General features: G+C 40.0%; 19 protein-coding genes. 9 read left to right on the forward strand and 10 right to left on the reverse strand.

The window, feature by feature from the left end:
• Positions 1-35: 35 nt before the first annotated feature.
• Entirely contained in the window at positions 36-833 is a 798-nt protein-coding gene (dapB, locus tag QUE86_RS00965) for a 4-hydroxy-tetrahydrodipicolinate reductase (protein WP_167657803.1), read from the reverse strand.
• A 294-nt stretch (positions 834-1,127) separates the two neighbouring features.
• On the opposite strand from dapB, the gene QUE86_RS00970 reads away from it, so the two are divergent.
• On the forward strand, positions 1,128-2,441 hold the full coding sequence (locus tag QUE86_RS00970; protein WP_130052276.1) for a Na+/H+ antiporter NhaC family protein: 1,314 nt from the start codon (positions 1,128-1,130) through the stop codon (positions 2,439-2,441).
• Between the two features lie 91 nt (positions 2,442-2,532).
• Positions 2,533-3,315, forward strand: coding sequence for a nucleoside-binding protein (locus QUE86_RS00975; protein ID WP_130051289.1), 783 nt, complete (start codon positions 2,533-2,535; stop codon positions 3,313-3,315).
• 74 nt (positions 3,316-3,389) lie between these two features.
• Here the strand turns inward: QUE86_RS00975 and QUE86_RS00980 are convergent, their stop codons facing one another.
• A complete protein-coding gene (locus tag QUE86_RS00980; RefSeq protein ID WP_130051288.1) occupies positions 3,390-4,187 on the reverse strand; it encodes a M48 family metallopeptidase in 798 nt (265 codons plus the stop codon).
• Positions 4,188-4,379: 192 nt separating this feature from the next.
• Here QUE86_RS00980 and QUE86_RS00985 point away from each other — a divergent pair, with 192 nt between their 5' ends.
• On the forward strand, positions 4,380-5,570 hold the full coding sequence (locus QUE86_RS00985; protein WP_130051287.1) for a Bcr/CflA family efflux MFS transporter: 1,191 nt from the start codon (positions 4,380-4,382) through the stop codon (positions 5,568-5,570).
• A gap of 102 nt (positions 5,571-5,672) precedes the next feature.
• On the opposite strand, the gene grpE is transcribed toward QUE86_RS00985, so the two are convergent.
• On the reverse strand, positions 5,673-6,281 hold the full coding sequence (grpE, locus tag QUE86_RS00990) for a nucleotide exchange factor GrpE (RefSeq protein WP_286258682.1): 609 nt from the start codon (positions 6,279-6,281) through the stop codon (positions 5,673-5,675).
• Between the two features lie 58 nt (positions 6,282-6,339).
• The gene (locus QUE86_RS00995; protein ID WP_130051286.1) at positions 6,340-7,284 is read right to left on the reverse strand and encodes an HrcA family transcriptional regulator; all 945 of its coding nucleotides are present in this window, start codon (positions 7,282-7,284) and stop codon (positions 6,340-6,342) included.
• A 120-nt stretch (positions 7,285-7,404) separates the two neighbouring features.
• On the opposite strand from QUE86_RS00995, the gene nadK reads away from it, so the two are divergent.
• From nadK to QUE86_RS01015, 4 genes are all read left to right on the forward strand, one after another.
• On the forward strand, positions 7,405-8,289 hold the full coding sequence (nadK, locus tag QUE86_RS01000) for an NAD(+) kinase (RefSeq protein WP_130051285.1): 885 nt from the start codon (positions 7,405-7,407) through the stop codon (positions 8,287-8,289).
• A gap of 94 nt (positions 8,290-8,383) precedes the next feature.
• Positions 8,384-8,947, forward strand: a complete 564-nt coding sequence (locus tag QUE86_RS01005) for a hypothetical protein (RefSeq protein ID WP_178927118.1) — start codon at positions 8,384-8,386, stop codon at positions 8,945-8,947.
• Between the two features lie 68 nt (positions 8,948-9,015).
• Positions 9,016-10,689 (forward strand): DNA repair protein RecN, encoded by a 1,674-nt coding sequence (gene recN / locus QUE86_RS01010; protein ID WP_286258685.1) that lies wholly within the window; start codon positions 9,016-9,018, stop codon positions 10,687-10,689.
• Positions 10,690-10,727: 38 nt separating this feature from the next.
• Complete coding sequence (locus tag QUE86_RS01015) at positions 10,728-11,126, forward strand: hypothetical protein (RefSeq protein WP_286258687.1); 399 nt, start codon at positions 10,728-10,730, stop codon at positions 11,124-11,126.
• Positions 11,127-11,200: 74 nt separating this feature from the next.
• On the opposite strand, the gene QUE86_RS01020 is transcribed toward QUE86_RS01015, so the two are convergent.
• Together QUE86_RS01020 and QUE86_RS01025 are read right to left on the reverse strand one after the other, a co-directional pair.
• Entirely contained in the window at positions 11,201-12,799 is a 1,599-nt protein-coding gene (locus QUE86_RS01020) for a hypothetical protein (protein ID WP_130051281.1), read from the reverse strand.
• A gap of 411 nt (positions 12,800-13,210) precedes the next feature.
• Positions 13,211-14,806 (reverse strand): type 1 periplasmic-binding domain-containing protein, encoded by a 1,596-nt coding sequence (locus tag QUE86_RS01025; RefSeq protein WP_286258689.1) that lies wholly within the window; start codon positions 14,804-14,806, stop codon positions 13,211-13,213.
• Between the two features lie 312 nt (positions 14,807-15,118).
• Between QUE86_RS01025 and QUE86_RS01030 the strand changes: the two genes are divergently transcribed.
• A complete protein-coding gene (locus QUE86_RS01030) occupies positions 15,119-17,161 on the forward strand; it encodes an ATP-binding protein (RefSeq protein ID WP_286258691.1) in 2,043 nt (680 codons plus the stop codon).
• 66 nt (positions 17,162-17,227) lie between these two features.
• Positions 17,228-17,689 carry a hypothetical protein gene (locus tag QUE86_RS01035; protein WP_167657796.1) on the forward strand — a complete coding sequence of 154 codons (462 nt, stop codon included), beginning with the start codon at positions 17,228-17,230 and terminating at the stop codon, positions 17,687-17,689.
• 23 nt (positions 17,690-17,712) lie between these two features.
• Here the strand turns inward: QUE86_RS01035 and QUE86_RS01040 are convergent, their stop codons facing one another.
• From QUE86_RS01040 to gltB, 4 genes are all read right to left on the reverse strand, one after another.
• On the reverse strand, positions 17,713-18,405 hold the full coding sequence (locus tag QUE86_RS01040) for a response regulator (protein ID WP_286258693.1): 693 nt from the start codon (positions 18,403-18,405) through the stop codon (positions 17,713-17,715).
• A 13-nt stretch (positions 18,406-18,418) separates the two neighbouring features.
• On the reverse strand, positions 18,419-18,631 hold the full coding sequence (locus QUE86_RS01045; protein ID WP_233786743.1) for a hypothetical protein: 213 nt from the start codon (positions 18,629-18,631) through the stop codon (positions 18,419-18,421).
• Positions 18,632-18,905: 274 nt separating this feature from the next.
• Complete coding sequence (locus tag QUE86_RS01050) at positions 18,906-20,321, reverse strand: FAD-dependent oxidoreductase (RefSeq protein ID WP_250660998.1); 1,416 nt, start codon at positions 20,319-20,321, stop codon at positions 18,906-18,908.
• Between the two features lie 9 nt (positions 20,322-20,330).
• Positions 20,331-24,788, reverse strand: a complete 4,458-nt coding sequence (gene gltB / locus QUE86_RS01055; protein WP_167657793.1) for a glutamate synthase large subunit — start codon at positions 24,786-24,788, stop codon at positions 20,331-20,333.
• Positions 24,789-25,408: the final 620 nt, after the last annotated feature.

Here is a 25,408-nt window from a genome sequence, read left to right on the forward strand (position 1 = left end):
AAAAATTCACTGAAACTGCCAAAAAAGAAACTAAACTACTTCAAGTCAAGCACATCTTGCATGTCATAAAGTCCAGCTGGTTTGTTTTTCAACCAGCCCGCAGCTCTTACAGCACCTAACGCGAAGGTCATTCTTGAACTTGCTTTATGAGTTAATTCTAGCCTTTCGCCAGAAGTTGCGAAATATGCGGTGTGTTCACCTACTATATCTCCGCCTCTCATGACCGAATAACCGATTTCATTTTGCGATTTTGCGTGTTCGTCATTGCTTCTATCAAAACGCGCGACTTCATCATGCTGCCAGCCTTTTGCCTCGGCAATAGCTTCACCAATTGCCAATGCAGTCCCTGATGGCGCATCAATTTTATGACGATGATGGGCTTCAAATATTTCAATGTCCATGTCATCACCAAACTTCACAGCCGCAGTCTGCACTAAGTTAAGCAGTAAATTCACACCTACGCTATAGTTGCGAGCAAAAACAATCGGAATGTGTTTCGCTGCTTCATTGAGGGCATCAATATCATCTTGGTTGAGGCCCGTGGTACCAATTACCATTGCGATATTTTTTTCGACCGCTGTTTGCAAGTGGTTGCGCATTCCTGCCGGTAAGGTGAAATCAATTAATACATCAGCATCTTTTACTTCTGTTTCTTTACTAAATGATACATCCGCTGATGCAGCACTGTTTAATTGATTAACCGCTATATCTAAAAGTGGCGAGTTATCACGCACGTACGCGCCCGTTAATGTTGCGTCATTTTTTTTTGAGACTGCTTCTAAAAGTGCAAGTCCCATGCGGCCGTTTGCGCCAAATACACCTATGCGGTTCATATAGTTACCTTATCTATTCTTCTTAGCTGGCTGGATTTTATCGAAAACTCATGTAATAGTCAGGTTAGCTTATAAAAAATACAGAGCTAATTTTAGATTTATTAATAGAACAACAATAATAACAGATAGTCTTTGCATTTAGCCATCTATACATTTAAACTTCTTCCTTTGCGCCGATTTGGTCTTTGGCTTGCGGGCGCTGTTGCAACAGCATTGTCTTTTGAGAATGCAGGCAACTAAATACAGCTAAAAGAAGTATTTGGCTGTGTTATTGGTTATCTAACGAGGAATATGATGCAGCCATCATTTAATAAAACAAAAGCAAAACTTTCTTTGCTGCCGCTTTTGGTGTTTGTCGGCTTATTTTTAGGCGCTGGCTTATACTTACAGTCTCAAGGTGTCGATTACGCCTTCTATCAATTGCCTGCCCCTGTGGCAATTTTACCTGCCATCATGCTGGCTTTTATCTTAAATAGAAATACCATCAACCATAGTGTTGAAACCTTTATTAAAGGTGCGGGCCATAGCAACATTATCACTATGTGTTTGATTTATCTGCTTGCCGGTGCGTTTTCTGCCGTTGCAGGTGCAACGGGTGGTGTCGATGCCGTTGTTAATGCGGGTTTATCACTTATTCCGCCAGCTTTATTACTACCTGGATTATTTTTAATCGCTGCGGTTGTGTCGACTGCAATGGGTACTTCAATGGGGACTATCGGTGCTATTGGCCCGATTGCTTATGCAGTCGCCCAAAAAACAGGCATTGATCCATCATTGATGGCAGGCACGATTGTATCAGGTGCAATGTTTGGTGATAACTTATCAATCATCTCTGACACAACTATTGCTGCAACCCGTACGCAAGGCTGTGAAATGAAAGATAAATTCCGTGAGAACTTAAAAATTGCCTTACCCGCTGCAGCATTAACTATCGGTTTGTTATTCTTCTTAACGCCTGCAGCTGAAGCTGTAGAAACACAAGATTTCGATATTTTATTAGTGTTACCTTATGCCTTTATCTTAGTACTCGCAGTAATGGGCTTTAACGTCTTTGTGGTGCTGTTTAGCGGTATTATCTTCGCTGCACTAATGGGCTTTACTGGCAGCTATGAAGGTGCCAGTTTTGTTAAGGATGTCTATAAAGGTTTTACTGATATGCAGGAAATTTTCTTGCTATCGATGTTTATTGGTGGCCTTTCAGAGTTTATCCGTATTAATGGTGGACTTGATTATATTGCTAACAAAATTCAAGCAATTACGAAAATCATTGCAAAATGGCACCGTAAGGTCGCGGATCAATTAGGTATTGCGGCACTGGTGATGACCAGTAACTTATGTATTGCTAATAATACGGTATCAATCATTGTTGCTGGCCCAATTGCTAAAAAATTAGCGGATGATGGCGAAATTACTGGTAAGCGTTCAGCAAGCTTACTTGATATTTTTGCTTGTGTAACACAAGGCTCACTACCGTATGGCGCACAAGCGTTACTTCTCGGTGCGACTTTCAAAATTAGCCCTTGGCAGGTGTCTACTTCATCTTACTATTGCTTTATTCTTGCCTTTACAGCTGTGGCTGTAATTTGCTTACGTCGGAATAAAGCATAAGTTAAATAATTTTTGCCAAGATACGCCCAATTTAGGGCGTATCTGCTATAATCCTCCCTTTGTATCCCCTTTACACCATCAATATTGAGATATGAACTTGAAAAAGATCCTTTCTGTTGCTGCGCTATGTGCAGTAAGTACTTCAGGCTATGCCGCTAATTGGAGCTCTACGCAATTACACGTTAATAACGGTGAACACAAAAATCCGTTTTCATTAACTAAGTCAAATACCACGGTTGTTTCATTGCAACACGCTTCTGGTTACGACTATGGCGATAACTTCTTTTTTATTGATTACAGCAATGACGACCGTCAGGATGGCTATCAAGATAAAGACTTTTACGGCGAGTGGTACTCAACATTCAGCTTATCAAAAATCTCTGACAGTGACTTCTCATACGGCGCAATTGCTGATGTAGGTTTAACTGCAGGTTTTAATGCTGCAGGCGATTCTAAAGTTCTTAAGTATTTACCAGGTGTAAAACTTAGCTGGCAGGCACCTGGCTTTAGCTTTTTATCTACTTTATTTACCGCTTATATCGATGACAGTGAAGGCGTAGCACGCGGTGGTGCCCCCACTGAAACAAATAGCTGGATGATTGATGTTGCATGGGGCTACCCATTCACTATCGGCTCACAAAAGTTCAACGTAACGGGCCATGTTGAATACATTGCTGAGCGTGAAAACGAATTTGGCGAAGATGTTAAAGCGTGGATTTTAGCGCAGCCAATCATCACGTGGGATTTAGGTCACGCAATGAGCATGAAAGAAAATACGCTACTGCTAGGCCTTGAGTGGCAATACTGGCACAACAAACTAGGTACAGACACAACTGAATCAGTACCACAACTTCACGTTGAATGGACGTTCTAATAAGCTGAAAGCTGAATAATTAAAGCCTGTAGTCAGCTAGACTACAGGCTTTTTTAATTTCTAGATAATATTTATTACAGTTTACACTGTGGGTTTTTGCCTTTTGCTTTAGCAGCTTTTTGGGCTTTTAATGCATCCGACATATGCTTTTGTAGTTCTTTAATTCGGTTACCCGGTGCTGGGTGAGTCGACATAAACTCTGGGGTGCCGCTACTGCCTGCTGCACTCATATTTTGCCAAAGCGATACTGATTGCTCTGGGTTAAACCCTGCTTTTGCCATTAAATCTAGGCCGACAATATCTGCTTCTGATTCATGTGAGCGGCTAAACGGCAGCACTACACCAAATTGGGCACCTAACCCCAAAGCTTGCATAATTTCGCCGCGATATTGCACATTACCCATATCAAGTGCTGCACCACCAACTTGCAGGCCTGTTTGTAACAGTGCATTTTGTGATACACGTTCATTAGAGTGCTCAGCAATAACGTGTGCTACTTCGTGACCTAGTACTGTTGCAAGTTGGTCTTGGTTTACAGCAACTTTTAATAAACCTGTATGAACGCCAATATAACCACCTGGTAATGCAAATGCATTCGCTGAATCTTCTTCAAACACAACGACTTCCCAAGACTGCTTTGCATACTCGTTAGGTAAAACTGCAATAACATCATCAGCAATACACTTCACATAAGCATTGACACTTGGATCAGTATTAACAGGTTGCGTTTTTTTCATTTCAGCAAAACTTGCTTGACCCATTTGACTCATCTGTTGGTCTGAATATAGCGCGATTTGCGTGCGCCCTGTTGGAGAGGTTTTACAGCCAGCTAAAACAGCGGTGGCTAACACTGCCATGATTAACTTTTTCATACTAGTCCTTCAAATACTTAGTGTAATTTTGATCAATATAGCAAAGCATTGCTTAATTTTATATGAAAATGAACAATCACCCACTCAGTTGTTATTATTTAGTTAATTCTTTTACTTAGCAGGCAAACTAAGTTCACCACAGTGATTCACACTGCTACAATAGTGACCTAATGTTTGATGAATGAGTAAACAATGCCTTCCCCTGAGACTTTAAATAAACGCATTTTATTGCCTTTACTGGCAAGTATTGTCGCGATTACGCCTTTGGCAATTGATTTATATTTACCGGCAATGTTGGTAATTGCTAACGACCTACAAACAACCATGCCAAATGTGCAAATATCACTCAGTATTTATTTAGCGGGTTATGCCCTTGGTATGCTTTTTTTTGGCCCGATAGCCGATGAACTTGGCAGGCGATTACTCGCTAAGGTTGGCTTAGCACTATTTGGTATAAGCTCATTAGCACTGGCGTTTTGTTCTAATATCGAATTATTTTTATCTCTCAGGGCGGTACAAGCATTCACTGGCGCCGCTGCAACGGTCGTTGTGCCGGGTATTATTCGCCACATTTATCGAGAAAACACCGCCAAGGGTATGTCTTACGTATCAATGATCATGATGGTTGCCCCGCTCATTGCTCCTACTCTTGGCTCATTGATCATGGGTATTTCAACCTGGCAGGTCATTTTTATTACCTTAGCTGTCTATAGCTTTGCAATTTTAGCTTTAGTGCAAATTCATTTAATCGATATTCCAATCTTTAAGAGTCAGCAACGTGGCTTGGCACTGTTCTTTAATAGTTATAAAACGGTATTTTCCCGTCGTAGCGCCCTTGCCGATATTGCCAGCTCAATGTTTGCCTCATTTGCATTCTTTTGCTTTTTAACATCGGTACCTTATGTATATCTCGATTTTTTTAAAGTAGATGAGCAATTGTTCGGGGTGTTATTCGCCTTTAACGTGTTGGCTTTAATGTTCGGTAACTTTATGAATACACGTTTAGTGCCGCGCTTGGGTTCTCGTAAGCTTTTATTTATTGGCCTTGCCATTGGCTTCGTTTCTGGTGGGGCATTACTGTTATTCAGTGTGATGCATTTATCATTGTATTTTATCGTTGCAAGCATCGCACCACTGATGATGAGCTTAGGTATTGTAGCGAGTAATGCAGACTCATTGATACTAATGCAGTTTGAGGAAAAGTCAGGTACTGCAACAGCCGTTATTGGTACATTAAGATTCGGCAGTGGCGCTTTAGTTGGTCCTATCCTTGCCTTTGTTCACCCTCAAAGTGCCATTCCATTTTCTGCGATGATGTTCAGCGCACTGATACTTATCTTACTAGTGCAGCTTTGGCATCGAAAACGATACCAATCGACTTAAATATTTAACCATCCTAGCGAGCTAAATGGTCGGTAACTTAACACGATTGCTATCAAAAAAAATGCCTGTAATTAACAGGCATTTTTTATATCTCTTTAAAGCTTATTCAGCTTCTTTCGATACCATAACCATTGCTGGACGTAATAAACGGCCATTTAATGTATAACCTTTCTGCATTACTGCAAGAACAGTATTAGGTGCTACATCATTGCTTGGCTGAATTGACATTGCTTGATGGAATTCAGGATTAAATTGCTCACCCTGAGGGTTAACAATTTCAACACCGAATTTTGATACTGCATCATTAAAGCTTTTAACTGTCATCTCGATACCTTCAAGGACAGGCTTAAGCTGGTCATTTTCTTTATCAGAAAACTCAATAGCACGCTCTAGGTTATCGATAACTGGTAGTAATTCGTTAGCAAACTTTTCAAGTGCAAACTTATGCGCTTTTTCTACATCTTGAGCGGCACGACGACGCATGTTCTCAACATCTGCTGCAGCACGAACAACACTGTCTTTTTGGTCGTTAATCGTTTGTTTAGCTGCCTCTAGTTCGCTGTGTAGTAATGCAATTTCAGCTTCAGGGCTCATTTCTTCGCCATCAACTTGCTCAGCTGCTTTTTCTGCAGCTTCTACTTCAGCTTGCATTTGCTCAAATTCTTCGTTTAGTTCAACTTCTTGCTCTGGTGATTTTGTCTGCTCAGACATAGCTTACATGCTCCAATTCTTTACAACTGCGGTAATTATGGGGATTGAATTAAAAGATTCAAGAGGCTGATGAGCCGATTAACTTAAATTCTTGGATGATTGCTTCTATTTGCGCTGATTTTGGACAAATTACACAAAATCGACTCTGGTATTCATGGTTATTAAAATATGGAACGCTGATCACCATCAGCTCATTACAATCTGTAAATGGTAATTGTTCTGTATTTAAAACCGATAAACCATTTTTAAATGCGAGTTTATCTTCAACAAAATTTAAAAATGATACACCTATATTTAAACTGGTCTGGCAATCAACTTGGCGGTAAAGGTAGTTTTCACCCACTACAATGCTATTGTCTGAACCAAGCTTTTGACTTAATTGCCGAGTCCATTGTGTCAGTGAGTCGTGGCAATTATGTGGTGCAGTACCTGCCATTGCCTGCATACGATATAAACCTTCCATTAAGGTTTGCTGGCTAAATACAGTATTGAGCCAAGTGGCAAACTGATAGCGAACGGCATCAGATGAGTCTTCAGGTTTGGTAATACAAATATTATGGCTCTGCCCTGCTCTATCAATTAATAAAATAAGCCAATTACTACCATCAAAATCTAGCACCTCTACTCGGAAAACCAGCTGTGAGCTGACTTGAGGTAATCCCACACAGCAACACACTTTATAGCGTTGACTTAAACCATGGGCAAGCTCAACTAATTGTGCTTGTTCAGGCTGCCAATATGTTGCGATTTCAGGCAGAGCAAAAAACTCTGTGAGCCAATAATCAAACCCAGCATTGGTAGGCACACGGCCTGCTGAAGTATGGGGCGAATATAATAAGCCCACTTTTTCAAGCCGTGCCATTGCATTACGCACTGTAGCTGAACATACTGCCATACCTTTTTGTTTGGCAATACGAGTTGAGGCAACAGGCTGACCTTCTCCATTACAGTAAAGGCTCATTACAGCTGAAAAAATTTGTTGGTCACGCGGATTTAATTTCATAATTTATTCATTTAGCTTCTTGCCAGTGGATATTTGGGCGCATCAAGTTTATTTCAAGTTATTTTCAAAGCATTAATTTTTAATGTAATCTAGCGATATGAAAGTTTAAGTGCAAATAACATGGATTCACCGTTTAAAACCATAGGTCTAATTGGCAAACCTAATCACAGTGCCGCGGCTGCCACACTTGGTCGCTTGCACACATTCTTGCGTGCGTTAGGATTTGAAGTACTAGTAGAACAACGCACTGGCCGCCAGCTTGAAGACGTACCTGCTGAAAACCTAGTTAAATTGGTAGATTTAGGTGAACGTGCAGACTTAGCCATAGTAGTGGGCGGCGATGGCAATATGCTTGGTGCAGCAAGAGTTTTAGCACGTTTTGATGTAGCCGTAATAGGTGTAAACCGTGGCAATTTAGGCTTTTTAACCGATTTAAACCCTGAAGGTTTCGAAGCCAGCCTTGAACAAGTGCTAAGTGGCCAATTCCTCGAAGAAAAGCGCTTTTTGCTTGAAGTTGAAGTATATCGTCATGCTGAACTAAAAAGTGCGAATTTGGCGGTTAATGAAGCTGTATTACACGCCGATAAAGTCGCTCATATGATTGAGTTTGAGGCCTTTATAAACAACGATTTTGTGTTCTCACAGCGCTCTGATGGATTAATTGTATCAACGCCAACGGGTTCAACAGCTTATTCACTTTCTGGTGGCGGTCCTATTTTAACTCCAGAGCTGAACGCAATTTCACTCGTTCCGATGTTCCCGCACACTCTATCAAGCCGTCCCCTTGTGGTTGATGCGGATAATGAAGTGCGCTTAAAACTTAGTCTTGAAAATACCGATAGCTTACAAGTCAGCTGCGACAGTCATGTAGTTTTAGCTGTGTTACCTGGTGATGAAGTGGTGATAAAAAAAGCAGATAAAAGACTGCGTTTAATACATCCAAAAGAGTACTCTTACTACAACGTACTGAGAAAAAAGTTAAACTGGGGAAGCCGCTTATTTTAAGCGGCTTTTTTATCTTAAATGATTGCCAAGGCGCAGTGATTAGCGCAAAATAATCAAACTTAATGCTGTATTTTTTTAAGGATTATAAGGCAAAATGAGCTATATCGTTTTTCTTGCTCTATTATTACTGATCACCTTACTAGGTTGCTACTGGATGGTTGAGAGCAACCGTCGTAAAGCTATTGAAGCTGAAAAAAAACACTTTAATCAGCGAGTAAAAAAAATCAACAATGACTTTAAGGATAAATTAATTGATTTTAGCGAAAGTAAGATAATTCGTCCGAAGAATATTCAACGCTTAAGTATGATCACCAGCAATTATTTTGTTGTTCAAGCTCATAATGAAGAAAACCTAACCTACCTTGAGTACATTAGCGATTTACTGCTCAACACTATCATTATGGAAGCCAGCAAAGCACAAAGCCCTGAGCAGATTGATCAGCTTGCAGACAGACTACAATATTTTATGGCTGAATTACCTTACAATGGCATTGAATATAATAAATCATTTTACCAAGAAGCCCTACCATCACTGATTGAAGTAATTAAATATCAGCCTCCAGTGGATTTACAAGACGATCAGCTGCCAGCCCAGAGCACACAAGCGCCAGATGATTCCACAGCACAAAATCAACTGTCAGAATTAAGCAAAGCTTAAAAATTTAATTTGCAAAACCCGAAAACACTGTATAAATTAACAGTTAATTAGCTGGATGGATAAACAGTATGTTAATCGGGTTAGAAATTAAAAACTTTGCCATTGTAAGTAATTTAAGTACTGAGTGGCACAATGGTATGACAGCCATTACAGGTGAAACAGGTGCGGGGAAATCAATTGCAATTGATGCCCTCTCTTTATGTTTAGGCGAACGCGCTGATGCTGGTGCTGTTCGCCCAGGTACTGATCGTGCAGAAATTTGTGCACAATTTGATATTAGCCAACTCCCTCTTGCCCAACACTTTTTAGAGCAACATTTACTTTCAAACAGTGAAGGCGAATGTTTACTACGCCGTGTTATTTGCAAAAATGGCCGCAGCAAGAGCTATATTAATGGCAGCTCAGTTACAGCTGCACAGTTAAAAGAGTTAGGTCAGTATTTAATTTCTATTCACGGACAACATGCCCATCAGCATTTATTAAAAGCTGAACATCAATTACATCTGCTTGATGCCTATGCTGGCCACAATCAATTATTAGCTGATGTTAAAGAACGCTATAAATCCTACCAAGCATTACTCAAAGAGTTTAACCAGCTTGAGCAACAACAACAGCAACAAGCCGCTCAAAAACAATTACTTGAATATCAAGTAGCTGAACTAGATGAATTTGCCCTGCAACCTGGCGAGTTTGAAGAGATTGAAGCTGAGCATCACAAGTTAAGCCATAGTCAAACCATCTTAGAGTCATGCCAACGTGAGCTACAACACTTATACGAAAGTGATGAACAAAGTGCTTGTTCGTTATTGCAACACAGCGCACAGCAATTTGCTGAGCTTGCGAACTACGATGAAAGCTTATCAAGTATTGCATCACTACTAAGTGAAGCTGCAGTGCAAGTTGAAGAAGCAAGTCGTGAAATTCGCAGCTATGTTGATGTTACTGACTTAGATCCTGCCCGTTTAGATGAAGTAGAAACCCGCTTAGCAGGTGCTATGGACCTTGCCCGTAAACATCACATAAAACCTGAAGAGCTTGTTAAATTTCATCAGTCGATTGCAGAAGAATTAGCATCAATCAGCTATAACAGTGACCGCCTTGTTGCTCTTGAAAGCGAAATTAGCTCTGCCCTTAAGCAATACAAACAAGCAGCTCAACTATTGAGTGAAAGCCGTCATAGTTACGCTGAGACACTTAATCAGCTAATCAGCGATAGCATGGCGAATTTATCTATGGAAAACGGCAAATTTGCGATTGATATTCAACAAACTACCGATAAAGCACCAAGTGCAATGGGCTTTGATACGGTTTCGTTTTTGGTGTCGACGAACCCAGGTCAACCAATGCAAGCCCTCTCTAAGGTAGCCTCTGGGGGTGAGTTATCACGTATTAGTTTAGCTATTCAGGTTATTATTGCTCAACGTGTTACTACGCCTACACTGATTTTCGATGAAGTAGATGTGGGGATTTCAGGCCCAACCGCCTCTGCTGTCGGCAAGCTTTTACGCCAACTAGGTAAATCAACTCAAGTTATTTGTGTGACTCACCTTCCGCAAGTTGCTAGCTCTGGGCATCAACAATTTTTTGTAGCAAAAGAAATTGCAAATGGCGAAACCTTTACGCAAATGAATAAACTTTCAAAAGATGGTCGTATTGATGAAATTGCACGACTACTCGCAGGCGATAACATTAGTAAAATGGCAAGAGCTAATGCCAAAGAGCTTATTAGCGCACATGCATAAATTGGTAGTTAAGTCTGTTTAGAGTTTAGAGTTTATAAATGAATATTAAAAATATATTTACTGTTGTGATACTTGGATTGATTACGCTAAGTTCAAGCCATACTCAGGGTGCTACTACAAATTCAGCTTATCAAAGTACGCAATTATTCATTATTTTATTTGAATGTATATTAGTTGCACTCCCTACAACCGCTTTTGTGTTGGTTGTTTGGAGTCGCTGGAAACATTTGCGTTTTAAACAGTTGCTACAAGCCGTGTTAAATTCATCTTTGATTTTAATGCTACTTAGCATGGTAACAGTTACTCAGTTAACACAAGGCTTATCGTCATGGTTAATTTTTTTAGCAATCAGTCATACATTACTTGTTGGTATTAATTATTTATTTCTTAGACAGCATTCTAATAAAGTAAAAAATACCCTTACAGGCTGCTGGTAATAGAATCAACGTTAGTTTTATAAAAAATCGCGAAGCTTTTAACACTTCGCGATTTTTACATAACTTGGCAATAATTAATCTATCTCACTGGCATAGTTAAACAAGTTCATTAATAGACGATCCGCCATACTTGTCACTTTTGGGCCTTGTGTAATATTTTCTAATTTATATTGAATTGTTAGCATTCCACTATCAGCCAAGATAATATCGCCTGTAGCAGGGTCTTTTACGATAGTTGGCAAGCCTTGTTGGTTTACAGCTAAGACTTGGGCCCCCGCAGGCATCTCTGAAAAATAACCTCTTGCTGTACCTGATTGATAAAACTCAATTACCTCTCCAAATGGTCCTGCGAACATTCTTTGCTGTGCTTTGGTACTCTCTCCTGCTGGATTAGGCATACTTGGTCCATCAATGTAACCTTCTGCTGTTACTTTATAACCCCATCTTGTGTATATTTTTTCCTCTGGGTAATCAGCATCACCAGCAATAATAGCAACATTACCTTTCTTTAATGACCAATTATAGGCTTCATCGAGCTCTGCATCTGTAAAATTACTTAACCTGAAACTACCAATAAAAAAGATATCGGTGTTGTAATTATTTAACGCTTCCTCTGTAATTGAATTTGCCGCTGCAAAATCATGATTTATTGATAGAGGTTTACGAACAACACCATTTTCACCGAAATTGTCTGTACTAGTTAACTTTTCTAAGGCCCAAAGCATTAGCAAGCCGTTAAGCGTATACCCTTGCCAAGTGGCTTGTCTGTTTTGGTCAATGCTAGTGATGACTATCGATTCTGGCTCAGTGCTACATGTATACTTTTTATTATAGCAAGCAACTGGTTTTATCGTATCCATAGCTAAATCATTGACACGCACTGGGAATGAACCTACTTCACAAGTATTACCAGTTTCGATAGATGCCTTATAAAGTTTGGTAAGATTGAAGTGTCCTTGATCATTAATTACTTCACGAGAAATCAATAATTCACCGTTTTGATCTACCGCAGCGCCTGTTACAGTTACTAACCCATGATTTGATATTCGAGTTAATTGTAATGTTGATAAATCAAGTGAGAAGATACTTTTAGAAGAGATCAAATAAATCTTTGAATCTTTTATAACTATGTCGCCCCGAAGGATATCAGAGCTGCTACCATAACCCGTCATTTCACCTACGTACTGAGTCTCTCCTGAATCAGGGTAGATAATGTAAAACTTGCTACCCTTTGAGCCATACATAACATCTCGCTCAGGATCATAAGCAAGTCTTGTCATTGGGCTGCTACGACCAACTTCTACGTGCTCACCAGTTGCCATATCCACATATGCAAGTTTGGTATATTTAAATTTATTGCCTTTAATCGGTAACCCTTTTAGTTCTTCATCGGTCAAATTTAAAGAGCCAGGATCTAGCTGATATGTTAGTGGTCTAGGGGCAGATACATAATATAAACGGTTACGAGTACTATCAAACGCCATAGCTGCTGAGGAAAACTTAGCTTTCGAATGAATCGCAGCACTTTGATCTTGTTCATTCAAGGAAAAGACAATCCCTAAATCACCTCGCCCAGAATTAATTCCATATAGCTCACCGGTACACGTATTTGCATAGGCACCCGACGAAAGTGCAGTGCAAAGTGTCATTATCGATAACATAGAGATTTTCATTTTATATTCACCTAAAAAGATAAAATCAAACTTATTTACTAACAATTAAAAATAAAAAGTTAGCAAATATTAATTTATATATATAGCACAAGGTAAATACTTACTTTTAAATCAAAACAAAACAATAGGAAAATTTTGATTTTAACAACAATCCATAATAATCAATAATTAAAAATGATAAAACAAAAATAAAGTAACAAAAAAGAACCATTCGAAAGCAAGACTTTAAAATCAAGGCTGCGCTGTAAATAAATCATAAAAATAAGCGCACACATCAATTTAAATTTAAACCAGATTAAAAAGAAAACTAAACACTACTATTATTTATTAGAATGAATTTATGATGGGAGACGATTTATATAAATTACCATCGTGAAGTAAATGACTTCACGATAGTTTAAATAAGGATAATTAATCTATATCACTTGCATAGTTAATTAAGTTTAAGAATAGCCGTTCGGCCATGCTAGTTACACCTGTACCTGGAGTGTAGTTCTCAACTTTATCTTGAGTGTTAACAATACCATTATCAGATAATAGAATATCGCCAGTTTCTGGGTCCATAACAATTGTAGGCAGACCATCTTGATTAACTGCTAATACTTGAGTACCTGCTGGCATTTCAGAGAAATAGCCTTTCGCACCACCCGCTTGATAAAAACTCGTTACACCACCAAATGGGCCAGCAAAAATAGCCTGCTGAGCATGAGTACCCACACCATCAGGGTTTTGCGTATTTGGGCCGTCGACATAACCATCACGCGTGACAGTATAGCCCCACTTTGCATACACTTTTTCATTCGGCAAGTCAGAGTCAGCTGCAATAATAGTTACGTTACCTGGTTTCTTTGACCAATTGTAAAGCTCTGAAACTTCAGCGTCTGTGAAATCTGTATCATGAAAACTCCCCACAAAAAAGATATCTGTGCCATAAGAATCGATTGCAGCTTCTGTAATGGAGTTTGCAGCGGCAAAGTCATGATTAATTGTAAGTGTTTTATTTACAATTCCACCTTCACCAAAATTTGCTGCACTCTTAAGTTTTGCGACAGGTTTATCAAATAAATAAGCATTCAATGTGTAATTTTGCCAAGTCGCTTTTCGTTGCTTATCAATACTCGTGATAACAACTGACTCTGCACCGGTACTACAGGTTGGTTTGGTATAACAAGCAACTGGTTTAAGTGTGTTTAACGCTAAATCATTAATACGCATAGGATACGTACCCATTGCACATGTTTTACCCGTTTCAATTGATGCTTTATACAGCTTAGTTATATTGTAATTACCTTGATCGTTAATAACTTCTCGAGCAATAATCAGCTCACCATTTTGATCAAGCGCAGCACCGGTCACTGTCGTTAAGCCATGTTCAGATTTTTTCGTTAACTCAAGTGTAGAAAGGTTCAAAGAGAAAATGCTTGTTGCAGAAACTAAATAAACTTCTCCGTTTTTAACAATCATATCACCACGAAGAATATCTGAACTATTCCCATAGCCAGTCATATTACCTACAAACTGAGTTTCACCAGAATCTGGGGAAATAATATAAAACTTACTGCCTTTAGAGCCGTAGATAACATCACGATTTGGATCATAAGCTAATCGAGTCATCGAATTAGAGCGACTAAACACTGTGTGCTCATTTGTATCCATATCAACGTAAGCGAGACGAGTATACTTATACTTTTCACTTTTAATTGGCAGGTCAGCTAGTTCATGACTTGCTAAATTAAATTCACTTACATCAAGCTTATACGAAAGCGGTCGTGGAGCTGAAACGTAATAAAGTCGGTTTCTTGTACTATCAAATGCTATAGCTGCTGACGAGAAAGCAGCTTTTGAATGAATCGCTGCACTTTGCGTATGTTCATCAATAGAAAAAACGAAACCTAAATGGCCTCGACCAGAGTTAATACCATACAGCTCGCCTGTGCAGCTATTTGCCGAAGCATCTGCAGCCACGGCTCCGCATACCATCAATATTGACAGGATAGATTTTTTCATTGTATTTCACCTGAAGAATTAACTAAAACTTTATCATTAACAGAAATAGCAAATAAATTATTTACTATTAATTTAATGGAGCATAAATTATCCAAATCTAGATTTTAGGATTCCGTAGGTTGAATACAATCAGAAATTTTTGATACTGAGACAAAAAGATGAAAAACCATAACATCTCAGGTGTAACTGAATTAAGGATAAAACTTTATCATTAATTGAAGTTTAGTTGTGATAAACGCTAACTAATAACTCCATAATTTGCACACATTTGCTGGTTAGTATAAGCACACTTTAAGCTTATTCTAACTGCAAATGAAATACTCTTTACTTATCGCTACATGTTTACTGTCTTTTTCCTGTGTAGCAACCTCACTACCAAGCTCTCTATTAAATCAAGTCACTGACCTTGAGAACCAAGGCAAGCTCATTGAAGCACTCACTATTCTAGAGCAATACAAAGATAAAAATAGCGCTACATCGAGCCCTGTAATTGTGATGGCACAAGCGCCTCTGTTACGTAAACAAGGTCATTACAACAAAGCGATTGAACTATTATCGCCATTACAAAAGCTTGCTAGTTTAAGCAAAAAGGACCAATACCACATCCAAAAAGAGTTGGGGATCAACTATCGTCGTCAATTAAAAACAATAGAAGCAAAAAAACACTATATGGCAGCCTTAGCGCTTGCAAACGAGCTTGAAGACAAAAACCTACAAGCACAAAGCCATAGCAATTTGGGTTCACTATACGACACACTAAATGATCTTGAACAATCAATGCATCATCAGGTAAAAGCACAAGCGTTATTAGAAAACAGCGATAATTATGAACTTGTTGCCACTAACTTTTATAACTTAGCAAACCTTGCTCACAGGCTTGATGACCTCACGCAATCTGAGTACTTCTATAAAAAAGCACTCGAGTTTGATATTAAAACCAAAAACCAAATGAATATTGCTGATACCAGTTTACAACTTGCCAAGCTGGTGTATAAACGAGGCGATTTAGAGCAGGCTCTTCCCTTATTAAATAACGCCTTTACCCGTTTAGCCGACGTCAAAGCCTATGAAAATATGGCGACGGCGAAGCATACGTTAATGCAATTGTATTTGAAAATAGGCAACCAGCATATGGCTCTCAGTAGTGCTGAGTCTGGGCTCAATGCAGCGCTTAAATCTGGCTCGGCGTTAAGTAAGATCTACTCTTACTTTAATTTAATTGAATTGCATTTAGTCCTTAAAAACCCTGAGCTAATTGGTCTTTATTTAAGTCGAACAAAAGAGTTGTTACTAGGTATCAATAACCGATTATTGAATCAAAAGCAGCACGGCTATACCGCAATCTATGCTGAATTGATAGGTGATTACAAGCTAGCAGCTGAGCAGCTAAAGCTTGAAAATGAACTGGCCGAGTCTTTGTTTGAAGAACATCTAAATCAAGCTGTCGAAAAGAATAAAAAGCAATTAACAGCAATCGAGCAACAGCAACGAATTGATGATGAAATACAAAAAAACAAACTCGCAACTGCACAAATGAATAACCAGCGACTAGAAAAACAGATTTGGTTGTTGTCTGCTGGTATTGTTTTGTTGTTTAGTATCCTTGCGTTAGTACTCTATTACTTCAAGCATCGAAAAGCGTTATTTAAAGCCAAGCTTTATCAATATAACTTAATTGAAAAAGACAAAATGCTCGCTGATATCTCTCATGAATTACGCACCCCATTGAGCGTATTGAAACTGCATATAGAAGCACTCGAGCTCGACATACAAGAAAACCGCGATCTCGCCTACAGCAAAATTAATGGCAAGATAGCACAACTTAATAACTTAATTTCAGATGTATATCAGTTATCGCAAGCTGAAAATAAAACCCTTACATTGAACCTTCAACAATATAATGCCGCACAAATTTTTGCTGAATACGAGCAAGACATGCGCCGTTATGTTTGCAGCCATCAGCTAACTTTTTTGGCTGACATTGTTATTGCTAATGATGTTGAGATCACGGTAGATAAACAAAAACTCGACCAAATCCTCAACAATATTTTTACTAATGCGTGTCTATATACAGACAGCCCAGGCCATGTTCGCCTAAAGGTGAGAGCGAATAAACAAGAGCTGTTTATACAAGTCGATGATACTTCTCCGGGTGTAGGTAAAGCTCATATAGGCAAGCTCTTTGACCGTTTATATCGTGTTGAAGAGTCTCGTAGCCGCGCATCAGGAGGCTCAGGTTTAGGGTTATCAATTTGTCAGAGTTTTGTCGAATTGATGTCAGGTACTATTAACGCATTACCGGGTAAGTCAGGTGGCTTATGTATTAGAATCTTACTGCCTTTAGGTAATAAATAAGCCTCTCCATTTTTCCACCACATTTTATTGCTTAAATAGCACTATAAACTACTGTGGAATGGAACCATGTCAGAGTCATTAAAGCACGCCCAATGGGCAAAATCTATTGAGCGTAAACATCGCCAAAGCAATGTTAAAAAAACCAAAAAGTCCCCACTGCCAATTTATGCGGCCCTTGCCAGCATGCTGTTAAGTGCAGCACTCTATTATGCAAGCTACGAAAAGCCAATAGAGTACCCTCCACTGTCTGAAGCTGCAAAACAACGTATTTCTCAGTTTTTTGCAAAGCAATTTTTACTAGGCCAGTGGCGATTAGATCAAATTAAGTACTCAACTGATGCGATTCAGGTCTATGTACGAACGCCCTATTCGATAGCCCTTGAAGGTGAAGCGCTTAGCCAATATTTACATTATGCGCTGTGCCCTGTTCCTAGCAAACAAATTTGGCAAGATATTCAAGCAAGGGAATTATCAGTGTATGTGTTTACCCATTCGATTCGAAAAGGTGAACGTACAGTGTGTAATTAATAGTAAAGGCGATGAACGCCAAATCAATTGATTTGACGTTCATCATAGCGATAGCCTGCACCATAAACGGAAGCGACTATCTTAGGAGAGAACTGTAAATTCTTCAGTTTTTTACGAATATTTTTGATGTGACTGTCGATTACGCGGTCGGTAATATCAAAGTTATTGGGCTGAATGTGATCAAGTATCTGCTGCCTTGAAAAAACACGGTTAGGGGCTTTGTACAAAAGCTTGAATACGTCAAATTCTACTTTAGTTAAACCCAAAGACACGCCCTTTATTTCAACTTCAAGCGCATCTTCGTTTAAGCAAATAGTAGCAGGCGTTTCAACAGTTTCCTTGCTAATAGATACTGGCGCGCAGCGTCTTAAAATAGCTTTAACACGCATCACCAGCTCTGCACCGCTAAAAGGTTTACATACATAGTCATCTGCGCCATGTTCTAACCCTTTTAACCTATCAGCTTCTTCGACTTTAGCGGTTACCATAATAATAGGCACCATTGAAAAAGCGCGGATCTGCTTCATGCATTCCACGCCATCTAAATTAGGTAACATTACATCTAGAATTATTGCATCTGGATTATTTTCTTTAACCCACGACACCACAGCACTGCCATCAGTGATGTGGTGAGTAGTAAAACCAGATGCATTAAAGAACAACAGTACTTGTTCTGCAATATCTAAGTCGTCTTCAACGACTAATATCTGCGGCATTTTTATTTCCGTTTTATATTTTTTTTATTGTTTTCAGTTGTTGCTTCACCATCGCTTTAAGGGCGTCTGATAAGGTTTCATCTAGTAAAACCATAGTCAGAATATCGTGCAGGTCTTCACTATTCATGACCTCATTGAGTAAATCATTTTCAGATTTTGAATTCGGCTGAAAAAAGCTTAACTGCTCGTTATTAGTGTGTTCGCAAAACATTTTCTTTTTATCCATGTTGTTAGCATCAAATATTCAGATGGGCTTCTGCCTCTGATAGACATTTAAACGCAACAATGTGGAGTAAATATGGAGTTAATACGAAATAATGAACTTTTATATTCTACTGTAGAATTCATTCGAAGATTGTAGGTAATAAGCGCTATTTTTTCATTATCTTTCTGGATCTTGCTTAAATTATCATAACAAGAAATAAGTATATTTTATGGCAGGTAATAAAAAAGCAAGCTAGGTAGCTTGCTTTTATAAATATTAAATGAACCCCTTAGGATTAAACTTCCAAATAATCCATAATCCCTTCTGCGGCGTTTCGGCCTTCGAAAATAGCGGTTACCACTAAGTCTGAGCCGCGAACAATATCGCCACCAGCAAAGATTTTAGGGTTCGTTGTTTGATGGGTAAATTCACCTTTTTCTGGTGCGTTGATGCCACCCCAATGATTGATTTCAACACCGTACGGCTCTAACCAATCCATTTTATGAGGTTTAAAACCAAAAGCCATAAGCACTTTGGTAGCTTCAATAACATGTTCAGAGCCGGCAACTTCTTCAGCACGACGACGACCATTTTCGTCCGGCTCACCAAGCTGGGTTTTCACCATCTTAACGCCAGCAACTTTACCTTGCTCGTCAACAACAATGCCTTTCGGCTGTACATTGAAGGTAAATTCTACCCCCTCTTCACGGGCATTTTTAACTTCACGCTTTGAGCCTGGCATATTTTCTTCGTCACGACGATAAGCACAAGTTACTTTTGCAGCACCTTGTCGAATAGAGGTTCTCACACAGTCCATTGCTGTATCACCACCGCCTAACACGACAACTTTTTCGTTCGCCATATCGAGATAAGCTTGTTTGTCTTCTGCATAGCCCATAACACGGTTTGTGTTACCAATTAAGAACGGCAGTGCATCAAACACACCATCAGCATCTTCATTCTCAAGCCCTGCACGCATACTTTGATACGTACCGACACCTAAGAAAACGGCATCATATTCAGCCAAGATTTCATCAAGAGTAATATCAATGCCAACTTCAGTGTTTAGCTGAAACTCGACACCCATTTCAGTGAAAATTTCACGACGCTTTTGCATTACTTCTTTTTCAAGTTTGAATGAAGGAATACCAAATGTAAGAAGGCCGCCAATTTCAGGGTGACGGTCAAATACCACAGGTTTTACACCGTTACGTACTAAAATATCCGCACAACCTAAGCCTGCCGGACCAGCACCAATGATAGCCACTTTTTTGTCAGACCAAACCACATACGACATATCTGGTTTCCAGCCCATCTTAAAAGCAGTATCTGTGATGTACTTTTCGATATTACCGATAGTGACAGCACCAAACTCTTCGTCAAGTGTACAAGAGCCTTCACACAAGCGGTCTTGTGGGCACACTCGACCACACACCTCTGGTAAGCTGTTTGTACGATGAGACAACTCTGCCGCTTCTAAAATACGGCCAGTACGAATTAATTTTAACCACTGTGGAATATAGTTATGTACTGGGCATTTCCATTCACAGTACGGGTTACCACAATCTAAACAGCGATCCGCCTGTGAGTTAACTTGCGTCTCAGAAAACGGCTCGTAAATTTCTACGAAAGATTGTTTACGCGCTGAGATTGGCTTTTTACGCGGATCAACACGTTGTACATCGATAAATTGGTATACATTTTCGCTCATACTACCCCCTTACTGAGCCTGAACACGAAGCTCTGCGCTACTGCGCGCTCGGTGCCCAAGTAAACTTTTTACATCACTAGATTTTGGCTTAACTAATTTAAACATCGGAATGTATAAATCGAAGTTAGCTAAAATCTGCTCAGCGCGGTTTGAGCCTGTAAGTTCTAAATGCTCAGCAATTAGACCGCGTAAATGTTCTTGGTGTGATGCCAACCCTTCAAGCGTGACAATCTCAACAAGTTCAGGGTTAATGCGTTTTTCAAAGTCATTACCTTCGTCAAGAATATAAGCAAAACCGCCTGTCATACCTGCACCAAAGTTGATACCCACTTTACCAAGTACGCAAACAACACCACCTGTCATGTATTCACAACCATTGTCACCCACGCCCTCTACAACCGCTTGGACGCCTGAGTTACGAACTGCAAAACGCTCACCGGCACAGCCTGCGGCAAATAATTTACCGCCCGTTGCACCATATAAACAGGTATTACCGGCAATGGTCGCTTTGTGGCTTTCGAAAGAAGAACCCAGCGGTGGGCGAATTACTAGCTTACCGCCAGCCATTCCTTTACCAACATAGTCATTCGCATCACCAACAAGCGTCATTTCAAGACCACCTGCATTCCACACACCAAATGATTGACCTGCTGTACCATGGAGCTCAATAGAAACAGGATCAGCAGCCATACCTTGGTTACCATGTTTTGACGCAATATAACCCGATAGCATAGCCCCTACTGAGCGGTCTGTATTGCAAATACGGTTAACCAGCGAGATACCTGATTTTTCATCAATTGCTTGCTTCGCTTTTTCAAGTAAGGTTTCGTTTAGCTGACCTAAGTAGTGTGAGCTATTAGGCACACTACAATACAAGGTTTCACCCGTTGGGTTGTTTGGTACGGCAATAACTGAAGACAAATCAACTTTCTTTTGTTTCTCTGTCTTGCCTTCAATTGCTTCAAGTAAGTCCAAACGACCTATTAAATCTGTTAAGCGAGTTACACCAAGGCTTGCCATAATTTGGCGCGCTTCTTCGGCAATAAACTTAAAGTAGTTCATCGCCATTTCTGGCAGACCATGATAATGCTTTTGACGCAGCGTATCGTCTTGCGTTGCAACACCGGTCGCACAGTTATTTAGGTGACAAATACGTAGGTATTTACAACCAAGAGCTACCATAGGCCCAGTACCAAAACCAAAGCTTTCAGCACCTAAAATAGCCGCCTTAATGATATCTAGACCCGTTTTAAGGCCACCATCTGTTTGTAGACGAATACGGTGACGTAAACCATTTTCTACTAACGCCTGTTGAGTTTCAGCAAGACCAAGCTCCCAAGGACTACCTGCATACTTAACAGAAGTGAGCGGGCTTGCACCTGTACCACCGTCATAACCAGCAATGGTAATCAAATCGGCATAGGCTTTAGCTACACCTGTTGCGATAGTACCTACACCTGGTTCAGAAACTAGTTTCACCGAAATAAGTGCATCTGGATTTACTTGTTTTAAATCGAAAATAAGCTGAGCTAAATCTTCAATCGAGTAAATATCGTGATGTGGCGGAGGCGAAATCAAAGTCACACCCGGCACTGAATAACGTAATTTTGCAATATACGGCGTTACTTTTTCACCCGGTAATTGACCACCCTCACCTGGTTTTGCACCTTGCGCAACTTTAATCTGAATTACATCAGCGCTACGTAAGTAATGTGGTGTTACACCAAAACGACCTGAGGCAACCTGCTTAATACGCGAGTTTTTCTCTGTGCCGTAGCGAAGCTTGTCTTCACCACCTTCACCCGAGTTTGAGCAACCACCTAAACGGTTCATTGCAATTGCGAGTGCTTCATGCGCTTCTGGCGATAACGCACCAATACTCATTGCTGCAGAGTCAAAACGTTTGAACAGCTCAGTTGCAGGTTCAACATCATCAACACTCACACCTGTATCAGGGATCTTGACTGCCAACATGTCACGTAAATTGGTGATCGGGCGGTTATTTACTAAATCAGCATACGCTAAGTAATCTTTGTAATCCCCAGAGCGTACTGCTTTTTGCAGTGTTTGAATAACATCTGGGTTATAAGCATGGTACTCACCACCATGAACATATTTTAATAATCCGCCATGGCTCAATAATTTACGCTTACTAAAGGCCAGCTTATGAAGCTTACGTTGGTCATCATCAAAATCTGTAAAACAAGCCCCTTTAATACGACTAGCTACACCGTTAAAACAGGTTTCTACAACCGCATCTGATAAACCAACTGCCTCAAATAACATTGAACAGCGGTACGAAGCGACAGTACTGATGCCCATTTTCGACATGATTTTATACAGACCTTTGTTAATCGCATTACGATACGCAAGCGTTACTTCGCAATAGCTCTTATTCAGGGTCTTGTTATCGCTCATTGCAACTAATGATTCATAAGCAAGGTACGGATAAATTGCCGTTGCACCAAAACCAAGTAATACCGCAAATTGATGCGCATCACGGACACTGCCCGATTCGATGATGATATTAGATTCACAACGTAAGTTATTATCTACTAAACGCTTTTGAATTGAACCAACCGCCATCGCCGCAGGAATAGGTAAATGCGTTTCGCTAAAGTTACGATCACTTAAAATAAGCATGACACAGCCTGACGCCGCTTTTTCTTGTGCTTCATCACAGATACGTGTGATTGCTTTTTCTAAGCCTTCTTCTGCGGTGTAAGTGATATCAATTTTACAGTAGCTGTAGTGCTCATCGTCAGCATTGATCAGCTGTTGCATATCAGCGTACATCAAAATTGGCGTATCAAACTGTAAACGCTTAGCATGGCCGGTGGTTTCGTTAAATACGTTTTGCTCACTACCAATACAGGTTGCTAGTGACATAACGTGATTTTCACGAAGTGGGTCAATCGGTGGATTCGTTACTTGCGCAAACTTTTGTCGGAAGTAATCAAACAGTGAGCGATGGCCTTCTGACAGTACCGCAAATGGCGTGTCATCACCCATAGAACCCGTTGCTTCTTGACCATTTTCACCCATAACACGAATCACGCTATCAAGTTCTTCGTTGGTATAGCCAAACATTTTTTGATACTTAAGCAGTGTTTCGTCATCAAAAGAACGGTTACCCGCATCTTTTTCAGATAACTGTTCAAATGGCGTTAAACGCTTAACGTTTGCCTCTAGCCAGGCTTTATATGGGTGGCGAGATTTAAGGTCTTGGTCAATCTCATCTGAATGCCATATTTTCCCTTGATGAGTATCAATAACTAACAGCTCACCTGGTCCGACACGGCCTTTTTCAACGACTTCGTCTGGTGCGTAATCCCAAATGCCCACTTCAGAGGCAAGCGTGATAAATCCATCTTGGGTAATTACATAACGCGCCGGACGCAAGCCATTACGGTCAAGGTTACAAGCCGCGAAACGGCCGTCAGACATTACAATACCAGCTGGGCCATCCCATGGTTCCATATGCATTGAGTTGAAGTCATAGAACGCACGTAGGTCATCATCCATGGCACGGTTTTTCTGCCATGCTGGTGGCACAAGCATACGCATTGCACGGAATAAATCCATGCCTCCCGCTAAGAACAACTCAAGCATATTATCTAAGCTTGAAGAATCTGATCCGCTTTCGTTAACGAATGGTGCGGCTGATTGCAGATCTGGAATAAGTGGTGAGGCAAACTTATAAGCACGGGCACGTGCCCATTGGCGGTTACCTTGAATCGTATTAATTTCACCATTATGCGCTAAATAGCGGAAAGGTTGAGCTAAAGGCCAACGAGGCTGTGTATTAGTAGAAAAACGTTGGTGGAATACACAAATCGCACTGGTCATGCGAATGTCAGCTAAGTCTAAATAAAAGTTAGGTAAGTCTACAGGCATCATCAAGCCTTTATAGACAGTGACCAAACCAGATAAACTGGCAATATAAAAGTGTTCATCGTTTTCGAGGCGCTTTTCAGCACGACGACGCGCTACATACAAGCGACGTTCTAAATCTTTTGGACGCCAGCCTTCTGGTGCGCTAACAAAAATTTGTTCAAAGCCTGGTAGTTGTTTTTTTGCAATTGGCCCTAAACATGACGCATCGGTAGGTACTACGCGCCAGCCTTGAATACTCAAGGTTTCTTTTTCGAGTTCTTCACTCAACACATCTTTAGCTGTTTGCGCAAGTACAGGATCGGCATTTAAAAATACCATGCCAACGGCGTAGTTCTTACCTAAGTGCCAATCATGTTCGCTGGCAATAGCACGAAAGAAACTATCAGGTTTTTGCATTAATAAACCACAGCCATCACCAGTTTTACCATCTGCAGAAATACCACCACGGTGTTCCATGCGATCTAAGCCAGTGATTGCTGTTCGAATCAAGCGGTGACTCGCCTGACCATTGACCTGGGCTATTAAGCCAAAGCCACAATTATCTTTTTCTAATTTTGAGTCGTATAACATAGACCCCTCCCCTTGCTACAACGACTAGCGGTTCAGTCTTTTGTGACAGTGCTAGCAGACGAACAAAACTATCGCCAAATACCTCATGAGTCAATAGAGTTTTGAATACATATTCATATTCATGAATATTTCTCACTTAAAGGCACTTTCTAAATTCTATGCTATTTTTTTACATTTAGGCGTATTTCACCCGTTATTTTTTTATGACACTGGTGTCAAATTTAACAACTTGTAAAAAAACAATCTAAAACCAGCCTCTTTACGTTAACGTAAACTGCGCTTAATTATGAATAATTATTCACGATCTGAATATCAATGCAGTTTTTATGAGGTAACACCTAACGCTGCTGCATCATTATTTACTCTTGGCTTTAGCATAGTAACAAACTAGGTCTCTGAGCAGCCGACCTTAGTCGCAATGACTGACTTTCTTTACCCTCGCGTCAATAATCAGCAATTTAAAAGTGTCCGCAGCGGACACTTTTTCTGTCCGCGGACAGACATCTACTCATCAAAACAAATAAAAAAACAATATTATCAGCAACTTAATAATTGGCACGCTAATGGTATAGATAAGTCATCAGCGAAATTAAGGATTTCAAAATGTTCACTATCAGTTT

The sequence above is a fragment of the Pseudoalteromonas apostichopi genome (genome assembly GCF_030297135.1).
In the GTDB taxonomy this organism is placed as follows: Bacteria; Pseudomonadota; Gammaproteobacteria; order Enterobacterales; family Alteromonadaceae; genus Pseudoalteromonas; species Pseudoalteromonas apostichopi.

Bases quoted from the DNA above. Each gene is read 5' to 3' on its own strand.
- grpE (WP_286258682.1), bottom strand. From the start codon at position 6,281: ATGTCTGAGCAGACAAAATCACCAGAGCAAGAAGTTGAACTAAACGAA.
- QUE86_RS01005 (WP_178927118.1), top strand. From the start codon at position 8,384: ATGAGCTATATCGTTTTTCTTGCTCTATTATTACTGATCACCTTACTA.
- QUE86_RS01045 (WP_233786743.1), bottom strand. From the start codon at position 18,631: ATGGATAAAAAGAAAATGTTTTGCGAACACACTAATAACGAGCAGTTA.
- QUE86_RS01035 (WP_167657796.1), top strand. From the start codon at position 17,228: ATGTCAGAGTCATTAAAGCACGCCCAATGGGCAAAATCTATTGAGCGT.
- QUE86_RS00980 (WP_130051288.1), bottom strand. From the start codon at position 4,187: ATGAAAAAGTTAATCATGGCAGTGTTAGCCACCGCTGTTTTAGCTGGC.
- QUE86_RS00975 (WP_130051289.1), top strand. From the start codon at position 2,533: ATGAACTTGAAAAAGATCCTTTCTGTTGCTGCGCTATGTGCAGTAAGT.
- QUE86_RS01030 (WP_286258691.1), top strand. From the start codon at position 15,119: ATGAAATACTCTTTACTTATCGCTACATGTTTACTGTCTTTTTCCTGT.
- QUE86_RS01020 (WP_130051281.1), bottom strand. From the start codon at position 12,799: ATGAAAATCTCTATGTTATCGATAATGACACTTTGCACTGCACTTTCG.
- nadK (WP_130051285.1), top strand. From the start codon at position 7,405: ATGGATTCACCGTTTAAAACCATAGGTCTAATTGGCAAACCTAATCAC.
- QUE86_RS00970 (WP_130052276.1), top strand. From the start codon at position 1,128: ATGCAGCCATCATTTAATAAAACAAAAGCAAAACTTTCTTTGCTGCCG.
- QUE86_RS00985 (WP_130051287.1), top strand. From the start codon at position 4,380: ATGCCTTCCCCTGAGACTTTAAATAAACGCATTTTATTGCCTTTACTG.
- QUE86_RS01015 (WP_286258687.1), top strand. From the start codon at position 10,728: ATGAATATTAAAAATATATTTACTGTTGTGATACTTGGATTGATTACG.
- QUE86_RS01025 (WP_286258689.1), bottom strand. From the start codon at position 14,806: ATGAAAAAATCTATCCTGTCAATATTGATGGTATGCGGAGCCGTGGCT.
- QUE86_RS01040 (WP_286258693.1), bottom strand. From the start codon at position 18,405: ATGCCGCAGATATTAGTCGTTGAAGACGACTTAGATATTGCAGAACAA.
- gltB (WP_167657793.1), bottom strand. From the start codon at position 24,788: ATGTTATACGACTCAAAATTAGAAAAAGATAATTGTGGCTTTGGCTTA.
- dapB (WP_167657803.1), bottom strand. From the start codon at position 833: ATGAACCGCATAGGTGTATTTGGCGCAAACGGCCGCATGGGACTTGCA.
- QUE86_RS01050 (WP_250660998.1), bottom strand. From the start codon at position 20,321: ATGAGCGAAAATGTATACCAATTTATCGATGTACAACGTGTTGATCCG.
- recN (WP_286258685.1), top strand. From the start codon at position 9,016: ATGTTAATCGGGTTAGAAATTAAAAACTTTGCCATTGTAAGTAATTTA.
- QUE86_RS00995 (WP_130051286.1), bottom strand. From the start codon at position 7,284: ATGAAATTAAATCCGCGTGACCAACAAATTTTTTCAGCTGTAATGAGC.